The 20,238-nt window shown below is 39.8% G+C and carries 17 protein-coding genes and 1 other RNA gene; 12 read left to right on the forward strand and 6 right to left on the reverse strand.

The genetic code is table 11. From position 1 onward, the window contains the following. The first annotated feature begins 34 nt into the window (after positions 1-34). The 6 genes from NMK93_RS05850 to NMK93_RS05875 are packed head-to-tail and all read left to right on the forward strand — an operon-like array spanning position 35 to position 6,127. On the forward strand, positions 35-1,330 hold the full coding sequence (locus NMK93_RS05850; protein WP_254528325.1) for a TolC family protein: 1,296 nt from the start codon (positions 35-37) through the stop codon (positions 1,328-1,330). Positions 1,331-1,335: 5 nt separating this feature from the next. Further along, positions 1,336-2,238, forward strand: a complete 903-nt coding sequence (locus NMK93_RS05855) for an HlyD family secretion protein (RefSeq protein ID WP_254528327.1) — start codon at positions 1,336-1,338, stop codon at positions 2,236-2,238. A gap of 7 nt (positions 2,239-2,245) precedes the next feature. Next, complete coding sequence (locus tag NMK93_RS05860) at positions 2,246-3,154, forward strand: ABC transporter ATP-binding protein (protein ID WP_254534189.1); 909 nt, start codon at positions 2,246-2,248, stop codon at positions 3,152-3,154. A 1-nt stretch (position 3,155) separates the two neighbouring features. Further along, positions 3,156-3,902, forward strand: coding sequence for an ABC transporter ATP-binding protein (locus NMK93_RS05865; protein ID WP_254528331.1), 747 nt, complete (start codon positions 3,156-3,158; stop codon positions 3,900-3,902). Next, positions 3,903-5,009 carry an ABC transporter permease gene (locus NMK93_RS05870; protein WP_185213634.1) on the forward strand — a complete coding sequence of 369 codons (1,107 nt, stop codon included), beginning with the start codon at positions 3,903-3,905 and terminating at the stop codon, positions 5,007-5,009. Beyond that, positions 5,006-6,127: an ABC transporter permease gene (locus NMK93_RS05875; protein ID WP_254528333.1), complete on the forward strand. Its 1,122-nt coding sequence runs from the start codon at positions 5,006-5,008 to the stop codon at positions 6,125-6,127. Before NMK93_RS05870 ends, NMK93_RS05875 begins: the two co-directional genes overlap by 4 nt. Before the next feature lie 4 nt (positions 6,128-6,131). Here NMK93_RS05875 and NMK93_RS05880 read toward each other — a convergent pair whose 3' ends face one another. After that, positions 6,132-7,247 (reverse strand): MBL fold metallo-hydrolase, encoded by a 1,116-nt coding sequence (locus tag NMK93_RS05880; RefSeq protein WP_254528335.1) that lies wholly within the window; start codon positions 7,245-7,247, stop codon positions 6,132-6,134. A gap of 182 nt (positions 7,248-7,429) precedes the next feature. On the opposite strand from NMK93_RS05880, the gene NMK93_RS05885 reads away from it, so the two are divergent. Further along, the gene (locus NMK93_RS05885) at positions 7,430-7,675 is read left to right on the forward strand and encodes a hypothetical protein (RefSeq protein WP_185213636.1); all 246 of its coding nucleotides are present in this window, start codon (positions 7,430-7,432) and stop codon (positions 7,673-7,675) included. Positions 7,676-7,756: 81 nt separating this feature from the next. On the opposite strand, the gene NMK93_RS05890 is transcribed toward NMK93_RS05885, so the two are convergent. Continuing rightward, positions 7,757-9,148, reverse strand: a complete 1,392-nt coding sequence (locus NMK93_RS05890; protein WP_185213637.1) for an arginine decarboxylase — start codon at positions 9,146-9,148, stop codon at positions 7,757-7,759. 109 nt (positions 9,149-9,257) lie between these two features. On the opposite strand from NMK93_RS05890, the gene argS reads away from it, so the two are divergent. Genes argS through NMK93_RS05905 form a run of 3 tightly spaced genes read left to right on the forward strand, consistent with a single transcriptional unit; the run spans position 9,258 to position 13,311 of the window. Continuing rightward, complete coding sequence (argS, locus tag NMK93_RS05895) at positions 9,258-11,039, forward strand: arginine--tRNA ligase (RefSeq protein WP_185213638.1); 1,782 nt, start codon at positions 9,258-9,260, stop codon at positions 11,037-11,039. 2 nt (positions 11,040-11,041) lie between these two features. Next, positions 11,042-12,115 carry a Gfo/Idh/MocA family oxidoreductase gene (locus NMK93_RS05900; protein WP_254528337.1) on the forward strand — a complete coding sequence of 358 codons (1,074 nt, stop codon included), beginning with the start codon at positions 11,042-11,044 and terminating at the stop codon, positions 12,113-12,115. Continuing rightward, the gene (locus tag NMK93_RS05905; RefSeq protein WP_254528655.1) at positions 12,115-13,311 is read left to right on the forward strand and encodes an aminoacetone oxidase family FAD-binding enzyme; all 1,197 of its coding nucleotides are present in this window, start codon (positions 12,115-12,117) and stop codon (positions 13,309-13,311) included. Before NMK93_RS05900 ends, NMK93_RS05905 begins: the two co-directional genes overlap by 1 nt. 96 nt (positions 13,312-13,407) lie before the next feature. On the opposite strand, the gene NMK93_RS05910 is transcribed toward NMK93_RS05905, so the two are convergent. Further along, positions 13,408-13,827, reverse strand: a complete 420-nt coding sequence (locus NMK93_RS05910; RefSeq protein WP_254528339.1) for a hypothetical protein — start codon at positions 13,825-13,827, stop codon at positions 13,408-13,410. Positions 13,828-14,026: 199 nt separating this feature from the next. Here NMK93_RS05910 and rnpB point away from each other — a divergent pair. Continuing rightward, positions 14,027-14,394, forward strand: an RNA gene (gene rnpB, locus NMK93_RS05915) — RNase P RNA component class A. Positions 14,395-14,444: 50 nt separating this feature from the next. Then, positions 14,445-15,824 (forward strand): sigma-54 dependent transcriptional regulator, encoded by a 1,380-nt coding sequence (locus tag NMK93_RS05920; protein ID WP_254528341.1) that lies wholly within the window; start codon positions 14,445-14,447, stop codon positions 15,822-15,824. 595 nt (positions 15,825-16,419) lie between these two features. Here the strand turns inward: NMK93_RS05920 and NMK93_RS05925 are convergent. The 3 genes from NMK93_RS05925 to NMK93_RS05935 are packed head-to-tail and all read right to left on the reverse strand — an operon-like array spanning position 16,420 to position 20,014. Further along, positions 16,420-17,601, reverse strand: coding sequence for a homoserine dehydrogenase (locus tag NMK93_RS05925; RefSeq protein WP_185211465.1), 1,182 nt, complete (start codon positions 17,599-17,601; stop codon positions 16,420-16,422). Next, a complete protein-coding gene (gene metX, locus NMK93_RS05930) occupies positions 17,601-18,662 on the reverse strand; it encodes a homoserine O-acetyltransferase (protein WP_254528342.1) in 1,062 nt (353 codons plus the stop codon). The genes NMK93_RS05925 and metX overlap by 1 nt, the downstream gene beginning before the upstream one ends. A 44-nt stretch (positions 18,663-18,706) precedes the next feature. Next, entirely contained in the window at positions 18,707-20,014 is a 1,308-nt protein-coding gene (locus NMK93_RS05935) for an O-acetylhomoserine aminocarboxypropyltransferase/cysteine synthase family protein (RefSeq protein WP_185211467.1), read from the reverse strand. Between the last annotated feature and the right edge of the window lie 224 nt (positions 20,015-20,238).

Below are 20,238 nucleotides of genomic sequence, written 5' to 3' on the forward strand. Positions count from 1 at the left end.
TTGGTCAATTGTTTAAATCAATATATTAAAATATATGATTAAGGTAAATATCTTTACGAAAGTTTTAAGTTTTATTCTTTTTATGGGAATAGGGAATAGCTTCGCTATTGCCCAAAGTGAGATAGGGAAACTGATTTTGGAGGATTGCTACACTTTAGCTCGCTCCAATTACCCACTAATCAAGCAACAAGATCTCATATCAAGGACGAATGAGTTTTCCTTGGATAATGCTCAAAAGGCTGTCATGCCACAGTTGTCTGTGGCCGGTCAGGCAACACATCAATCTGATGTGACATCGATGCCTATTAAGCTTCCCAATATGGATATCCCAAGCATAAGCAAGAGTCAATATAAGGTTTATGCTGAGCTGACTCAATCCTTGACTGGTCTTTTTAATCTCAAGGACCAAAAGGAAAACCTAAATGCCAGTTCTGCCGTCGAAAACCAAAAAGTTGAGGTGGAAATGTACAAGCTGAAAGAAAGGATCAATAACCTTTATTTTGCCGTATTGCTTTTGGATAGACAAAAAGAACAGATTAATCTGAGTGTCCAAGACCTACAGAGCGGCATTGAAAAAATGGAAACTGCGGTTGCCAATGGTGTTGCGCTTAGGAGTTCTGCTAGTAATCTGAAAGCGGAAAAATTGAAAGCTGAGCAAAGAATTACAGAATTGGATTTCAACAAGAAAGCTTATCTGGAAGTTCTAGGTGTAATGATTGGACAAAAGCTAGGTCCTGACACCAAATTACAGACTCCAGCTGCCTTGCAATGGAATTATGAAATCCATAGGCCGGAACAGACCTTATTTTCTTTACAAAGGAAATCTCTTGATGTTCAGAATAAATTGATTGATAATAAGTCTTTGCCACAATTTAGCCTATTTGTTCAAGGTGGTGTTGGGCAGCCGGCATTGAATATGCTGAATCCCGAAACGCAAGGCTTTTATATTGCCGGATTGCGTTTGGCTTGGAACCTGAACAGTTTCTATACCCAGAAAAATGAAAAGAATATCATAAAGAACAACCAACGGATATTGGATGTGCAAGAGGAAACTTTCCTATTCAATACAAAAATGAGCCTTTCGCAACAGCAAACAGAACTGTCTAAGTTTCAAGAATTGCTGAAAACCGATCAAGAGATAATCGACCTTCGGGAGCAAGTAAAGAATTCTACATTGAACCAGTTGAATTATGGCACTGCCAGCAGCAACGATTACCTTATTTCGGTGAATGTGGTGGAACAGGCAAAACAGAACCTCGCCTTGCATGAAGTTCAACTCTTAATGGCTCAATATAACTTACAAACAACATCTGGAAAAGCAGAAAACTAATCATAATGAAAAGACTGAAAATATATTTGTTCCTAAGTACTGGAATACTGGCTTTGGGATCCTGTAAAAATGATAAAGATACCTTCGATGCCTCAGGGAGTTTTGAGGCAATAGAGACCATAATTTCTGCTGAGGCGAATGGAACCATCAAAGAGTTTAATCTAGAAGAAGGGGACCAGTTAGCTGTGGGGCAACAAATTGGCTATATAGATACGGTGCAGACCTATCTAAAAAAGCGCCAATTAGAGGCTCAGGTTGGGGCTGGATTAAGTAGGAAACCGAATATACCTGTCCAGCTATCTGCCATTAAAGAACAAATCCAGCACTTAGAAAGGGAGAGAATTAGGACCCAAAACCTGATCGCTGGTGACGCAGCGACCCCTAAGCAGTTAGATGATATCAATGCGCAGATAAAATTGCTCAATAGACAGTTAGAAGCACAACAATCCAGCCTTTCGATTTCAAATCAAAGTATAGGGAAGGAGGTCGTGCCTTTGGAAGTGCAGATCTATCAATTGGAAGATCAATTAAAGAAATCTAAAATCGTGAATCCTGTCCAAGGGACGGTCTTGACTAAATATGCCGAAGTGAACGAATCTGCAGGCATGGGAAAACCACTCTATAAGATCGCCGACCTGTCCAGCATGATATTGAGGGCATATATTACCGGCAATCAGCTTCCAAATGTCAAGTTGAACCAAAAGGTTCAGGTGTTGACTGATGATGGAAACGGTGGATACCATACTTCTGAGGGGATCATCACTTGGATTAACAGTAAAGCAGAGTTTACTCCGAAGACTATACAGACCAAAGACGAAAGGGCTAATCAAGTCTATGCTATCAAAGTCAAGGTAAAGAATGATGGAAGGTATAAGATTGGCATGTATGCTGAAATAAAGTTTATCTGATATGGATATGGTGCAAGTAGTTGATCTGGTAAAAACCTACAATAAAGGGTCACTCACCGCTGTGGATCATGTGGATATTTCTGTGAAAAAGGGTGAGCTATTTGGTCTAATTGGTCCGGACGGAGCAGGAAAGACAAGTATTTTCAGGATTTTGACTACTCTTCTGTTGCCTACAGAAGGTACTGCAAGTGTAGCAGGTTTAGATGTTGTCAAAGACTATAAACAGATCAGGAAGCTAGTTGGCTATATGCCCGGTAAATTTTCACTGTACCAAGACCTAACCATTGAGGAGAACCTTAATTTCTTCGCGTCAGTTTTTGGAACTACGGTTGAGGAAAACTATGATCTGATCAAGGATATTTATGTGCAGATCGAACCATTCAAGGATAGACGGGCGGGTAAATTGTCTGGGGGAATGAAACAAAAACTAGCCTTGTGCTGCGCCCTGATCCATAAGCCCGAGGTTTTATTCTTAGATGAACCGACAACAGGAGTTGATGTGGTGTCGAGGAAAGAGTTTTGGGACATGTTGGCTAGGCTAAAGGATCAAGGGATTACGATCTTGGTTTCAACCCCATACATGGACGAGGCTACCCTTTGCGAGCGTATTGCCTTGATACAAAATGGCAAGATTCTAAGCGTTGAGTCTCCAGATGAAATCATAAAGCAGTATCCAGACCCTTTGTATGCCATCAAAGCTAATAATATGGGCAAACTATTGGTTGATCTCAGAAATAATCCCAATATCAAAACCTGCAATGCCTTTGGTGAGTACCATCATATCAGTTTCAAAGAAGATAGCGATCATGCAGAAGAAATGCTGCTGAAATCTCTTGGAAATCAAAACCATCTGGGATTGGATATCAAGATAATCAAACCCAATATTGAGGATTGTTTCATTAACCTAATGAACTAACATGACAGACGAAGTTGTAATAAAGACTGATAAGCTCACTAAGAAATTTGGCGATTTCATTGCGACCAACTCCATCAGTTTTGAGGTCTATAAAGGTGAAATCTTTGGTTTCTTGGGTGCCAACGGTGCAGGCAAAACCACCGCCATGAAAATGCTTTGCGGTCTTTCAAAACCAAGTTCTGGAAATGCCAATATTGCTGGTTTCGATATCTATAAACAGACGGAGGAAATCAAGAAAAATATAGGCTACATGAGCCAGAAGTTTTCGCTCTATGAGGACTTGACGGTTAATGAAAACATTGATTTTTTCGGCGGTATCTATGGCCTCAATTACAAGCAGCTGAAAGATAAACGGACTGAACTGTTAAGGACCTTAGGTCTGGAAAATGAAGCCAAGAAATTGGTAGCCTCCTTGCCCTTAGGATGGAAGCAAAAGTTGGCCTTCTCCGTTGCTGTCATCCACGATCCAAAGATTGTTTTCTTGGATGAACCGACCGGGGGAGTGGATCCCGTTACCCGAAGGCAGTTTTGGGACCTGATATATGCTGCTGCAGCACGTGGGATAACCATTTTTGTCACTACCCACTATATGGACGAAGCGGAATACTGTAACCGGATTTCGATGATGGTGGATGGAGAGATAAAAGCTTTGGATAGCCCGCTAAACCTTAAAAGAACATATAAAGCGGAAACCATGGATGACGTGTTTTATGAACTGGCTCGCGCCGCTAAAAGGAAGGGAGATTAGATGAAACAGTTTATGTCCTTCGTTCGTAAGGAATTCTACCATGTGTTCAGGGATAGAAAGACTTTACTGATGTTGTTTGGATTACCGATCGTGCAGATCGTATTGTTCGGATTCGCCCTGACCAACGAGGTTAAGAATGCAAAAATCGTAATCTGTGACTATTCCCAAGATATAGCCACTCAGGAAATAACGAGAAAGTTTGAAGCCAATCGGAATTTCCAAGTCACGAAATCTTTGATGAGCTATAAAGATATTGAGGACTCCTTTCAAAAGGAAAATATTAAGCTTGCTGTGGTGTTCCCAGCAAAGTTTAATGAGGATTTAATGCACCTGAAAAAAGCCCAAATCCAGGTGATCTCCGATGGTTCTGACCCGAATACGGCCAGTACCCTTCAGAACTATGCAAATGCTGTCATCATGGATTATCAGATGGATCTGATGCAGGGACAGGAAATGCCTTATTCCATCAACACCGAATTGAGGATGCTCTACAATCCCGAGCTAAAAGGAGCGATGAACTTTGTTCCGGGTATTATGGCATTGGTGCTTATGTTGATCTGTGTGCTGATGACAGCTGTTTCTATCGTGAAGGAAAAAGAAATGGGCACTATGGAGATCTTGCTGGTTTCGCCTTTTAATCCATTTCTGGTAATAGTTTCTAAGGCTCTGCCATATTTTATGTTGTCATTGATCAACTTGGCAGTTATCCTGATCATGGCCGTGACGCTCATGGGCATGCCAATTCATGGAAGTCTTATTTTGTTGGTCGCTGAGAGTGCGCTGTTGATCATCTGTGCCTTGTCAGTAGGGCTTTTGATTTCCAATGTGACGAACTCCCAACAGGCAGCAATGCTGATCTCCATGATGGGGATGATGCTGCCGATCCTGTTGTTTACCGGTTTTATGTTTCCTATCGAAAACATGCCCATGCCATTGCAGCTGGTATCCAATTTGGTTCCATCAAAGTGGTATTATATCATCGTAAAATCCATTATGCTGAAAGGTCTTGGGATTGCTGCCATATGGAAGGAAACCTTGATTTTGATAGGGATGACAGTTATCCTTTTGGTATTAAGTTTGAAAAATTTTAAAACAAGGTTAGAATGAGATCATTGTTGTTTTTGTTGAGAAAAGAGTTTAAGCAGATCTTTAGAAATAAAGCATTGCTCCCTTTGATATTTGTTGCACCTATCATGCAATTGATCATTCTACCTTTTGCAGCGGATTACGAGGTGAAAAACATCAATGTTTCTATCGTAGACCATGATCATTCTCCGGCTTCACAGCAATTGATTGCTAAGATGACAGCCTCTGGATATTTTAGGTTGACCGCTTATGGGCAATCCTTTAAAGAAGCGTTGAAGCAGATCGAAAGTGAAAAGGCGGATTTAATACTTGAAATTCCAACAAACTTTGAAAAAGATCTGATAAAAGAGAAGTCTGCAGAGCTGTTTATTGCCGCTAATGCCATCAACGGAGTAAAAGCTGGATTGGGATCAAGCTATCTCAGTAGGATCATAATGGATTTCAATGAAGATATCCGGACTAAATGGGTCAATCAAAATGGAGTTTCTGCCAATTCACTGATAGATGTCACCTCTTCCAATTGGTTCAATCCCTATCTGATTTACAATAAGTTTATGGTACCAGGGATTCTGGTCGCTTTAGTGACCATGGTCTGTTCGTATATGTGCGCCCTGAATATCGTAAAGGAAAAAGAAGTTGGAACCATTGAACAGATCAATGTAACCCCAATCAAGAAATATCAATTCATCCTCGGTAAGCTGATTCCATTTTGGATCATCGGAATGTTTGTCTTTACGGTTGGATTATTTGTGGTCGGCAGATTTATATATGGATTAGTGCCAGTAGGCAATATGTTTTGGTTGTATGGATACCTGTCCATTTACCTTATTGCGATTTTAGGTTTAGGATTGTTGATTTCTACGATCTCCGAAACCCAGCAACAGGCGATGTCGGTCGCATTCTTTTTCATCATGATTTTTATGATGATGAGCGGCCTGTTCACTTCCATTGACAGCATGCCTCAATGGGCTTATGTGGTGACGAAAATGATCCCTGTAACATACTTCATTGAAGTGGTCCGTATGATTGTATTAAAGGGAAGTGACTTTCAGGATATCCAGCATCATTTCTTGATCATTATAGGATTTGCCATTTTGCTGAATGGCCTTGCCATTTGGAACTATAGAAAAACATCATAGGGGTTTATTCAACCCCTATCCACCATTCTTTGGTGTCATTATCTTTATCTAAGTAAATAAGCTGTCCCATTTTTGGAGTCCAAATGGGAACATTTTTATTTTTAGCTTCTTTGCTAATTCGGATCATAGGATCATCCCAAGCATGGTTGGCAAGTGGGAATTTAGAATTATGAACAGGAATGATTCTTTTCGCCAGTAAATCCTGGGCAGCTGTAACAGCTTCCTCAGGCATCAGGTGGATGTATTTCCATAATTCATTGTATTGTCCATTTTCAAGGATAGCAACATCAAAAGGACCGTATTGCTCACCAATTTCCTTAAAATGTTTGCCATAGCCAGAATCTCCACCTACAAATATCTTCAACGAATCGGATTCAACGACAAAAGAAGACCATAAGCTGGTATTTCTCTTTAACCAACGGCCTGAAAAGTGTCTTGCTGGCGCAGCAGTGAATTGCAAGCTGTCTAGGGTTAACTTTTCACCCCAATATAACTCATGGATCCGTTCAGTAGGATAGCCCCATTTTTCAAAATGGGCTCCAACACCTAAACTTGTCACGACATCCTTGACCTTGCTTTTCAATTGCAATATGGAAGGATAATCCAAATGGTCGTAGTGATCATGGGTAAGGATAAGGATATCGATTTCAGGAAAATCCTCCGCCTTGTATTTATGGGTCATTTTGAATGCTTTCACGCTGCCTGGAATCGGTGAAGCATTCCCATTCAATACGGGATCCACTAATATTCTTTTTCCATCCAATTGCATGTAATAGGAGGAATGACCAAACCACACGTAGACATTCTGGTCCAAGGGAATATTTTTTAAATCAGTAATCTCTACCGGTAATGGTTTTGAAGGAACATTCCTTTTATCCTTTTCAAAGAAAAAAGACTTGAATACAGCGACTTGGCTTACACCTTCCTTGATTGCTGGTGTTTTTTCTAGATTGTCATATACCCCATCTTTAAAGGTGGCGGTATGCTCCATTCTTTTCAATCGATCCGCAGAAGCCAAAGCGCCCATTTGATCCGACCGGCTCAATAAATATACTGCCACAGCGATGATCAAGACTAAGGCAAGAATGATATACATAAGTATCTTAAATATTTTTTTCATGTTAATGCGGCACAATTTACAGTATTATCTGTAATCTGATTGCAATAAATGAATTAGTTAAAGTATCCTAGTCTTAATATCAATAATTATGTAAAAGTTAATCAATAAATAATAAAATAATTAACGAATAGTTAAATATCATTTATAATTTTACATTAGTTCTTTAACATAAACAGTAAGTCATGTATTTAATTGAAGATTCTTCGATCCAGTCGTTTTTTAAAACAATTAATGATTTGGACAAGAAGTATCAAGAGTACCTCGCTAATGATGGAAAGTGGTTAGGCGGGGGATTTCAAAATTTGTTTTGGGTCTTACCAATTGCAGGCTCAAAAAACCTAAAACTAAATTTAAAACCTGAGGTATTTATGCAATTGCCTCGACCGTTACGAAAAGAGATCAGTGGGCTAATGTTGCTGGATGGATGAAAGGTAGCATGTTTTAGCGATAAAACAAAAAAGCAAGTTAATGTATGTTAACTTGCTTTTTTTATTTCAAAATCTTCTTGCTTATTGGTATCCCAATAATTTCATGACTTGTTTTGAGTTTTGCTCTTCGCCAAACACCTCATAGTTAAATGTCTCATCTCTATTTCTGCGGATTAAAACATGCTTTGGTGATGGCAGTAAACAGTGGTGGATACCTCCGTAACCGCTCAATACTTCTTGATAAGCTCCCGTATGGAAGAATCCAAGGTATTGTACTTTTCTTGTTTTCGGCATAAATACCGAGTTCATATGTGCTTCCTGGTTATAGTAATCTTGGCCATCACAGGTGATACCACCAAGGTTAACACGCTCATATTCTGAATCCCAATTGTTGATCGGTAACAAAATATACTTCTGGTTCAGAGCCCAAACATCAGGAAGATTGGTGATAAACGAACCATCCAACATTAACCATTTCTCACGGTCATTCTGTTGTTTTCTGCCCAATACCTTATAAAGGATACCTGAAGCCTCCGCAACGGTGTATTTACCAAATTCTGTAATGATATCTGGTTCTACCACCTCATGGTGCGCACAGATCTGCTTGATGCGGTTTACAATTTCATTGACCATGTATTCATAATCGAAATCATGAACCAATGAGTCTTTAAATGGCATACCTCCACCAATATCCAAGGTATCCAGATCAGGATTGATCTTTTTGAACTTACAGTAAAGGGTCACATATTTCTCCAACTCATTCCAGTAATATGGTGTGTCAGAAATACCCGAATTGATAAAGAAGTGTAATAGCTTTACTTTAAAGTGCGGGTTATCTACGATCTTGCTGTTGTAGAAGTCGATAACGTCTTCCATACGGATCCCTAATCTGGAAGTATAGAATTGTGAATCTGGCTGTTCTTCCGCTGCAATACGGATACCTAAGTTGCAAGGTTCAGAAAGCTCAACTTCATCATCATACATGTTGAATTCCTCTTTATTGTCCAAAACTGGAATGATATTGTGGTATCCATCATGCAACATATCGACGATATATTGTTTGTACTGGTAGGTTTTAAAACCATTACAAATTACTGTAATGTCCTTGGTGACTTTTCCTTGTCTCTCCAGCGCATCAATCATTGGCATATCAAAAGCCGAAGAGGTCTCCAAATGGATGTCATTCTTCAATGCCTCTTCAACGATGTGTTTGAAATGCGATGATTTAGTACAATAACAGTATTTATATGATCCGCGATAATTATATTTCAACATGGCTGTTTGAAATAAGATCTTCGCTTGTTGTATCTTTTTGCTGATAATGGGTAAATAGGTAAAACGTAGGGGAGTACCGTACGTTTCTATCATTTCCATCAAATTCAAATCGTGGAAGTACAATTCGTCATCGATGATATCGAATCCGTCTTGCGGAAAACCAACACTTAAGTCAAGAAATTCCTGATAGCTCTGCATTTTTTATTATTTTTGGCAAAGATATGCTTTCACGATGAATACCTAAATAATCAACGTGTTATTTTTTAAATTCATTATCAGAAAGTTACGAATATTACGAAATATTTACATGGCAAAATCAATCCAAGAGCTGCTTATTGAGAAGACAGTTGAAGCGGTAAATGCATTGTATGGAGCGGAAATCCCTGCTTCTCAACTCGCATTACAAGAGACTAGAAAAGAGTTTGAAGGTCAAATCACTTTAGTTGTATTTCCGGTTACCCGATTTTCTAAAAAATCTCCGGAAGTTACTGGAAATGAAATAGGTACTTATCTAAAAGAAAACATTCAAGAGATCAGCGACTTCAATGTGATCAAAGGTTTCTTGAACCTCAGTTTCTCTGATGAATACTGGATAGAACTGTTGAACAAAACCATCCTCCCTGATTCATTCGGAAAATACCCTCAAAACGGTAAAAAACTGATGGTGGAATATTCTTCCCCAAATACCAACAAACCTTTGCACCTAGGTCACATTCGTAACAACTTATTGGGCTATTCCGTGGCTGAAATCCTTAAAGCTTACGGCTATGAGGTGATAAAAGCCAACTTAGTCAATGACCGAGGGATACATATCTGTAAATCAATGCTTGCTTGGCAAAAGTTCGGTAACGGTGAAACACCTGAATCCGCTGGTTTAAAGGGCGACCATTTAGTGGGTAAATATTATGTGGTATTCGATAAAGAATACAAAAAGGAAATTGACCAGCTGAAACAAGATGGCCAAACCGAAGATGAAGCTAAAAAGAATGCTCCATTGATGAAAGAAGCACAAGTGATGCTCCAAAAATGGGAGGCAAACGATGCAGAGGTCATCAACCTTTGGAAAACCATGAATGGCTGGGTATATGCTGGATTTGATAAAACCTACAAACAACTGGGTGTAGATTTCGATAAATTCTATTATGAATCTGAAACTTACCTTTTAGGTAAAGACATCATACAAGAAGGTCTTGAAAAAGGTGTTTTCTTCAAAAAAGAAGACAACTCTGTTTGGATCGATCTAACCGATGAAGGCCTTGACCAAAAGCTGGTGCTTAGAGGTGATGGTACTTCGGTATATATCACTCAGGACTTAGGTACTGCGCAATTGAAATATGATGAATTCAACATGGATGAATCCATCTATGTTGTAGGAAATGAGCAAGATTACCATTTCAAGGTGTTGTTCGCCATCTTGAAAAAACTAGGCAAGGAATGGGCAAATGGCCTTTACCATTTATCCTATGGGATGGTGGACCTTCCTTCCGGCAAGATGAAATCCAGAGAAGGAACAGTCGTAGATGCCGATGATCTAATGGCTGAAATGATAGAAACGGCCAAGGAAAGAACAGAAGAATTAGGTAAGACCGAAGGCTTTAATGAAGAAGAAAAAACTTCGCTTTACCAAACCATCGGTATGGGGGCCCTTAAATATTTCTTGTTAAAGGTAGACCCTAAAAAACGCTTGCTTTTTGATCCAAATGAATCCGTGGATTTCCAAGGTCATACCGGCCCATTTGTACAATATACCCATGCAAGGATTAAATCAGTGCTTCGCAAAGCGGAATATACTGGTGCCGATGTGAAAACACCTGCATCCATTTCAACTTATGAGCGCGACTTGATCCAGGCATTGGCAAATTATCCTGCTATCATCGAAGCTTCTGCGCAAGAATTCAGTCCTGCGCAATTGGCTAACTATGCTTATGATCTAGCAAAACTTTATAATAAATTTTATCACGAGGAAACGATCCTTAAAGCTGAAGACGAAAATGTCAAAGGTTTCCGTCTGCAAATGTCTGCTTCGGCAGCAAGGATTATTGCGGAAAGCATGAACATGCTAGGGATCCAAGTACCGGAAAGAATGTAACTATGAAAAATCTTAAAGTCGGATTAATCGGATTTTCAATAGGGGGGCATGTTTTTCATGCCCCATTTATTGATGGCAACCCTGATCTAGAATTATACAAAGTCACCGCACGCAAACCGGAACAACAGAAAATGTTGGCCGAGCGTTATCCCAATGCTATCGGAGTATTGTCGGCAGATGATATCATCAATGATCCTGAAGTGGATATCATTGCGATCGCTACATCCAATGATGTGCATTACAGTTTAGCGAAAGCTGCTCTTGAAGCAGGTAAGCATGTGATCGTTGAAAAACCATTTACTAATTATAGTTCTGAAGCTGATGAATTGATTGCATTGGCAAAAGAAAAGGGACTTCTACTTTCCGTACATCACAATGCACGTTATCATTCAGACTTCAAAACCGTTAAAAAAGTAATTGAATCTGGAAGATTGGGTCGGGTAGTGAATTATGAAGCGCGTTACGACCGTTTCAGGAACTTCTTGAGAGCTGGAGCTTGGCGTGAGGAGAACCTTCCGGGGTCAGGAATACACTATGACCTAGGTGCTCATTTGATCGATCAAGCATTGCAGGTCTTTGGAAAACCAGAATCCATTTTCGCTGACCTCCGTGTTCAGCGCGATGGGGCCAAGGCTATTGATGATTTCGAATTTATCCTGTCTTTTCCAGGGATTAAGGTGTCCCTTAAAGGACAGATGCTAGCTAAAATCCCTACTGCCAGATATGCGGTCTATGGTATGAACGGCTGTTTTGTGAAATGGGGCGTAGATGCTCAGGAAGCTTTATTGCGTGATGGTGCGGTTCCCGCAAATATCCAAGACTGGGGTATGGAAGATCCAGCTTTTCAGGGTACCCTTTCCATTCTGGAAAATGGAAAAGATGTGGAAGAGAAAATTGAAAGCGAATATGGGTCAGGACAAGATTTCTATAAGAATATTGTCGCTACCATCAAAGGTGAGGAAGATTTGTTTATCAAACCTGAGCAAGCGCGCGATGTCATTCGCATATTGGAGCTAGCAGAAAAATCTTGGGCAGAACAAAGAACCATTTCTTTGGAAGGAGAGCTGATTTCCTAATGAAAGATTATGACGCGATAATCATTGGAGCTGGTGCCTGCGGACTGATGTGCGCAGTACAGGCAGGATTGCTGGGAAAAAGAACTTTGTTGATTGAACGCAATGAAAAACCTGGTGCCAAGATCCTGATCTCTGGTGGTGGTCGATGTAACTTTACAAACCTATATACCTCAACAGATAATTTCGTTTCAGAAAATCCGAAATTCCTTAATGCTGTGTTTTCCCAATGGACGGTGGAAGATACCATTACCTTCTTCGAACAATTTGGGAATATTGAAGGCCATGAAAAGACCTTAGGTCAATTATTTCCAGTCTCGAATAAAGCCAAGGATATTGTCGCGGTATTTACCAAGTTGATGTATGATACAGGGCAGGATATCTGGTTAGATACCTTAGTGACTGATGTGCAGAAAACAGATACCGGATTCGAAATCAGCTATGAGAAAAACGGTAAAAAAGCTAAAATATCTGCACCTAAAGTCGTTTTAACTACCGGAGGTTTACCTGTTGCCAAATTAGGGGCATCCGATTTTGCCATCAAGCTGGCGCGTAAGTTTGACCATAGGATAGTAGAGACTGCACCTGCTTTGGTCCCTTTGACGATTACTGGTAAAGATGCAAATTGGTATGCCTCGCTTGCGGGAAATTCCGTGTTCTCCAGAGTCTATAACGATAAGATCTCCTTTGAAGAAAATATACTCTTTACCCATTGGGGACTAAGCGGTCCAGCAATCCTACAGATTTCTTCCTATTGGAAACCTGGAGAACAGTTTACCATTGATCTTTTGCCGAAATTCAATTTGGAAAACCTGATCAAGGAAGAAAGAAACAATGCTGGAAAAAGGACTATTGGGCAGTTATTGAACGACCATTTTACTAAAAAGATGGTAGATGCCTTAGGGGAGTTCCTGCCTATTCAGCTAAAAATAGCCTCCCTGAGTAAGGCTGATGCCAAATTGGTATCAGAGAGCATCCATAAGTTTAAAGTTAAACCTGCCGGAGATAAGGGTTATGATAAGGCTGAGGTTATGCGAGGAGGGATAGCCACTGATGAATTGAGCCCAAGAACCTTGGAAAGTAAAAAGCAGGAAGGGCTTTATTTTGGAGGGGAAGCAGTGGATGTCACCGGTTGGTTAGGTGGTTACAATTTCCAATGGGCATGGGCCGCTGGCTTTGCTATCGCACAAGATATTTAAGAGAAACTTGCTGACAATAAAAAAGGCTGTAACTTTTACGTACAGCCTTGGTAATTATTTTGGAAAAAGTAGTTTCTTGTTCTTGGGTTTATATGATTAAAACTTGTGCTCTAAAAGACCTTCTTTTTTAATGTCAGTAATGTTAGCCTCTATTTTTTTTACTGATTTGTTGTCAACCAAAATTTCTAGGTTCACTTTTCCTGGTTTGTCTACTGTAGTTTTGATTTTCAATGCAGCGTTCTTAGCTGGAGCCGGTCTTCTCAATCTGATTTCTCTTGGAAGTTTGTCTGTGTCTTTAACTGCGATAGTTGAATCTTGACCTTTGTATCCAGTTACCACTAAAGATTTTAACTTCAAATCTTTTTCCTGAGAGTTAATTCTGTAGACCACATTTACTAGCTTGGTCTTTTTCTTTGTTGGTTTTGGATCCTCCTTTTTCGTGCAAGAAATAGTTGTCAATGCGCCTGCCATTGCTGTAACAGCTAATAATGTCCTTAAAAATGTAGTAGTTTTCATGTTAAGTTATAAATAATGTTTAATAAATAATTAAAAAGAACATCTTGTCGACTTATGTTTTATCATATAACGACAATAAAATTTAGCTCGCTACAGGCGAAGTGAAAAATATTTACTTTTCTTGTTAATTATTTTTCAATTCTATCAAAAATGTATGTTTAGCCTTATTCCATTGAATTTTTCGTAGTTTTGCACATTGAAGCAAACTGGTTCTATCGCTGCATGTTACATGGAGAGGAAAGTCCGGGCAACATAGGGCGATACGCTTCCTAACGGGAAGGCTGATTTTTTATCAGACAGCAAGTGCCACAGAAAATATACCGCCCCTCGGGGTAAGGGTGAAAACGTGAGGTAAGAGCTCACGGATTTGTATGGCGACATACATCTCGGTAAACCTCGTATGTTGAAAGACCAAATAGGTTGCAAGATTAGGAAGCGGCTCGTTTTCTGCCTTCGGGCACTTGCAATGGGTAGGTTGATGGAGTCTGTGTGTGAATGCAGACCTAGATAAATGATAGAAATTCTTATTTTAGAATACAGAACCCGGCTTACAAGGTTTGCTTCTTTTTTTTAATTATTGTACATTTTCTATTGCCTATAAACAAGTGTGTTAAGTTATGACAACAATTTTAATTATAGATGATGAGCGCCCAATCCGTAGCTCGTTACGTGATATCTTGGAATATGAAGACTACAAAGTCCTCGATGTCGACAACGGTGAGGACGGTCTGAAGATCTTGCAGAAAGAAAAAATCGACTTGGTATTATGTGATATCAAGATGAACAAAATGGACGGTATGGAAGTACTGACCGCTGCTAAAGAATTTTCCGACATCCCGTTCATCATGATCTCAGGTCATGGTACCATCGAAACAGCTGTTGAAGCTGCTCGTAAAGGTGCTTTCGACTTCCTGGAAAAACCTCTTGACCTCAACAGGTTATTGATAACCGTAAGGAATGCCCTGGAAAAAGGCTCCTTGGTCAAGGAAACAAAAGTCCTGAAACGTAAAATCTCCAAAACTAAAGAAATCCTTGGTGACTCCTCGGGTATCAATTTGATCAAAGATACCATTGACAAAGTTGCCCCAACAGAAGCCCGCGTATTGATCACAGGGGCCAATGGTGCCGGAAAAGAATTGGTCGCGCGTTGGCTGCACGAGAAATCCTCTCGCTCTAGCTCAACCTTGGTCGAAGTTAACTGTGCCGCAATCCCTTCTGAATTGATCGAATCTGAATTGTTCGGCCATGAAAAAGGATCCTTTACCTCAGCGGTAAAACAGCGAATCGGAAAATTCGAACAAGCTAACAATGGTACCCTTTTCTTGGATGAGATCGGTGATATGAGCCTTTCTGCTCAAGCAAAGGTATTGAGGGCATTACAGGAAAACAAAATTACTAGGGTAGGTGGCGAAAAAGAAATCGATGTCAACGTGCGTGTGATTGCTGCAACCAACAAAGATCTTTTGAAAGAGATTGAAGAGGGCAACTTCCGTATGGACTTGTACCACCGTCTTAGTGTTATCTTGATCCATGTGCCTTCTTTGGCCGAACGTAAGGATGATATCCCAACTTTAGCCAATGCCTTCTGCGAAGAAGTGTGTGCAGAGTATAGCATGCCTGTCAAAGCTTTTACACCAGATGCCATGAAAACCCTTCAATCTTTGCCTTGGAGCGGTAACATCCGTGAGCTAAGGAACATGATCGAACGCTTGATCATCTTGTGTGATAAGAAAATCACCGAAGAAGATGTGTTGAAATTTGCTAACCCAGGCGGTCCGATCACTGCAAATAGCCTTGCCGGAAACCATACGAGCAATGGATTTGATATGGAGCAATTTACCTCTTTCCAAGACTTTAAAGACTTCTCTGAATGCGAATTCATTAAATACAAATTGGAAAGAAACAATTGGAATGTCTCCAAGACAGCTGATGACCTTGATATACAAAGAAGTCACCTGTACAGTAAGATCGAAAAATTCGGACTGAAAAGAGACTAAGCTTAATATCTTGAAATATTATACAAACACAATACAACGAAAAAGGCCTGATCTAATCAGGCCTTTTTTTATTATACGTATATTTTAATACGTTGTTAATCGTTGAATTTCCGTTTTTGTCGACTATATAACATATATATAGCAACGGTCAAAACTATAATTCCGATTATTAAATACGGTAATGCAGATCCCTCACTCGTGCTAGCGTTGGTGTTGTCCTGTGCAAACAAACCAATAGATACTGCATTTAGTAGTACTAACACATTCCACTTTCTCATGATCAATTTGTTTTTTAAGTTTATATAATAATATACGAATAATATAACGCAAAAACCATGACAAAGCAAATGTATTAACAATTATTTAACCTATTAAATGCCAAAATCCGCTATTGTAATGATAATGTTACCCTGAAAACGTAATTGTCATCCATTTAGTTGTTTTTTTATTTCAAAAAACAAAAATTTTCAAATGAAATAGAAGGGTATCTGATTGTATTTCAACCTCTTTATGGCCTAAATAGAAATCGTTCTAAAACAAAAAAAGTGTTAATCCTTTTCAGGAAAAACACTTTCTATCTTAATTTAAAATGGAATTAAATGATTTCAGCTAAAAAATTACCCTGTTGATGGATAATTTCGCGCTTGGCGATAATTTCTTGAAGATTAATGGTTCCAATCACATATTTATGATCATCGCTAAAGAACCGCTCAGAAATACTGATAAAATCAATGTTTTCCAAAACATCCTCATCTTCATATCGGAAATAAACTTTTAGAGCGTAGTCAGTTGAATATTCCACCTGTTGTGCCTCTAAATGTTTTTTGTACTCGTATTTGTAATCATATCTTAATGCAGCAATATCTGAAAGTACTGCAGAACCTGTAGGGTGGCCACCGGCTCCTTTGCCATAGAAAAATTGCTCATCGGCAAACGCAGCTTTAACCAATACCCCATTGTATTCGTTTTCTACATTCTGCAAGATATTGCCTTTGGAGATAAATTTAGGGAGAACATAAAGAACGACCTTGTTATTTGTTATCTCCTTGGCCAAAGGGATCAATTTAATTTTATAGTTTTTCTCTCTGGCATATCTGATATCGGCATTGCCCAATGTGTCGATCCCTAAATTCAGGATTTCGTCCGGGTTGATGTAAATGCCATAGGCATGAGATGCTACAATGGCCAATTTGTATTTGGGATCATATCCACCAACATCCAATGTCGGATCAGTTTCTGCAAATCCTAATTCCTGGGCTCTTTTCAATGCCTCATCATAGCTTTGGTTTTCATTGAAGATCTTGGAAAGGATGTAGTTGGAAGAACCATTGAAGATACCGCTTACAGAGTGTAAAAGCTCGTTGTCATAGTATTCTTCTAGGTTTCTGATGATAGGGATACTACCGCAGACTGCTCCTTCATATAATAGGGAAGTACCATGTTGATTTTGGATCTCGGTCAATTCCTCTAGATGGGTAGCGATCATTTTTTTATTGGCAGAAACAACATTCTTTCCTGTTGTCAATGCTCTTTTTGTAATCTCAAAAGCAGCTTCGGCATCATCGATCAATTCAACAACGGTATTGATCTCTGGGTCTTCCAGAATAGCATTGGCATCTGTGGTAAACAATTCCGCAGGCAAGGTCCTTTTTTTATCCGCGTTCTTGATAACAAATTTCTTGATCTCTAAGTTTAGGTTCTTTGTTTTTATGATATCGTATAAACCTTGTCCCACCACACCAAATCCAAACATCCCGATGGTAAGTTTCTTACTCATTATTCTTTAATTAAATTTAAGTGATTTTCTGCTTTTGTATTATGTTTCTCAAGAAAGTTGCCTATGACTTGAGTCAGGGTTTTTGTTTCAATCAAGAAGCCATCATGTCCAAAAAAGGAATGCAGCTCATAGTATTCCGCATTTGGAATATGTTTCGCGATGAATTCCTGTTCTTGTGGAGGGAATAGCACATCCGAAGGAATACCTATGATCAGGGCATTGACGCCCTCAATTGAGCTTAATACTTGCTCCACCTGTCCACGTCCTCTGCCTAGATGATGGCTATCCATGGCTTTGGTCAAATACCAATAGGAAAATGCATTGAATCTCTTGACTAATTTATCCCCTTGATAGGCTTGGTAGGAGGATGCTTTGTAAGCGTCTGTTTTGTCATGGTCCGATTCCACTTGGGTCGTTCCATAGGCATTGTATGTCCTATACGACAATAATGCCATGCTGCGGGCCGCCTTTAATCCGTTCAATCCAGCATCATTCCTTTGCTCTTTAAAGCTGGAATCTGCTTCGATCGCAAGCCTTTGGCTTTCATTGAATGCGATACCCCACGGTGAGAAAAACGCATTTGTTCCGATAGCAATCAGATTATGGATCTTTATGGTTTTGGATACCGTCCATTCCAAAGCTTGTTGACCGCCTAGAGATCCTCCAATCAAGGTGTTGATTTCTTGGATCCCTAGATGATCAGCTAATAGTCCATGTGCTTTAACAATATCTCTGATCGTGAACTGAGGAAAGTCCGAATAATAGGGTAGGTTGGTGTCAGGGTCAATGGATAGGGGATTCGTCGTCCCATAATGTGAGCCCAGTACATTGGCACAGATAATGAAATAATCCTTATCGTTGAATAACTCATTTTCGCCAAATAATCCTGGCCACCAGTCAAAAACATCTGAATTTGCAGTCAATGCATGACATACCCAAATTACATTGGATTTATCCTCATTTAGCTTTCCATAGCTATGGTAGGCTATCTGTAGGTTTGCCAGTTTTTTACCACTCTCTAATTCGAAGTCTTGGCTATATCCGAAAGTCTTTACACTCATTCTCTTTAATTATCTTCCTCCTAAAAAATCAGTTAAGCCCCCACTTACTTGATTTTGTCAAATGCTTGTGTTAAGTCTGCTTTAATATCGTCGATGTGCTCGATACCCACCGAAAGTCTCAATTGACCTGGAGCAACTCCAGCTGCTTTCTGCGCCTCTGCACTCAATTGTTGGTGTGTCGTTGCCGCAGGATGGATAATCAGGGATTTCGCATCTCCTACGTTCGCCAAATGGCTGATCAATTCCAAAGAGTCAATGAACTCATTCGCCTTATCAACTCCACCTTTGATGGTAAAGGATAATACCGCACCATATCCGTTTTTCAGATATTTTTGTGCATTCTGATGGTATGGGTGGTTTTTCAATCCTGGGTAGCTTACTTGCTCTACTTGTGGATGTGCTTCCAACCATTGTGCGATTTCCAAGGTATTGTCAACATGGCGTTGAACACGAAGAGACAAGGTCTCCAGACCTTGTACCAAAAGCCATGAATTGAATGGAGATAGGGCAGGGCCGAAATCTCTTAATCCTTCAACGCGAGCGCGGATAGCAAATTGAATGTTCCCAAACGGTCCGCCTTCACCGAATACATCCGAGAATACTAAACCATGGTAACCTTCAGAAGGCTCTGAGAATTGTTTGAATTTACCATTTCCCCAGTTGTAGTTACCGCCATCGATAATCACACCACCAATACTCGTTCCGTGACCACCGATCCATTTTGTTGCCGATTCTACAACCACATTGGCGCCATGCTCCAATGGTTTGAACAGATAACCGCCAGCACCAAAAGTGTTGTCCACGATCAATGGTAGGTCATGTTTCTTGGCAACCGATGCGATACGCTCGAAATCAGGAATATTGTAACTCGGATTCCCAATCGTTTCTACATAGATCGCTTTAGTTTTATCGTCGATCAAGGCTTCAATTTTATCTGCATCCGAATCTTCAGCAAATCTTGCCTCAATGCCTAATCGCTTAAAAGAAACCTTGAACTGGTTATAGGTACCTCCGTAAAGATTTGATCCTGAAACAAAGTTTTCACCTGCCTCGAGGATATTGGTCAAGGCCAAGAATTGTGCTGCCTGACCAGAAGACACAGCTACAGCTGCCACACCACCTTCTAATGCCGCGATACGTTTTTCAAAAACATCCGTAGTTGGATTCATGATCCGCGTATAGATGTTTCCAAATTGCTTAAGGGCAAATAAATTCGCGCCATGTTCCGCATTTTCGAAAACATAGGAGGTAGTCTGATATATAGGTAATGCTCTGGATCCAGTTGTAGGGTCTACATCTTGACCTGCGTGCACTTGTAGTGTTTCAAATTTAAGATTTTTGTTGTCTGCCATTTTTATGTTGATTATTGATGTTAGTAAATTGAATATATGATTTCCTTTCTTGCTATGCTATTGGTCGTCTGTACTCTATTATTTTTGCACTTTTTCCTCGTGCTCAAACATAGTGACGACTATCGCATTCGGGTAATGCAAATAATACAGCTGGAAATAAATTGAATGTTGAGATCTGTTGCTGGTTTTCCAACAAGATACACTAATTCCGATTTTGAAAATTT

The sequence above is a fragment of the Sphingobacterium sp. LZ7M1 genome, from assembly GCF_024296865.1.
Taxonomy (GTDB): domain Bacteria; phylum Bacteroidota; class Bacteroidia; order Sphingobacteriales; family Sphingobacteriaceae; genus Sphingobacterium.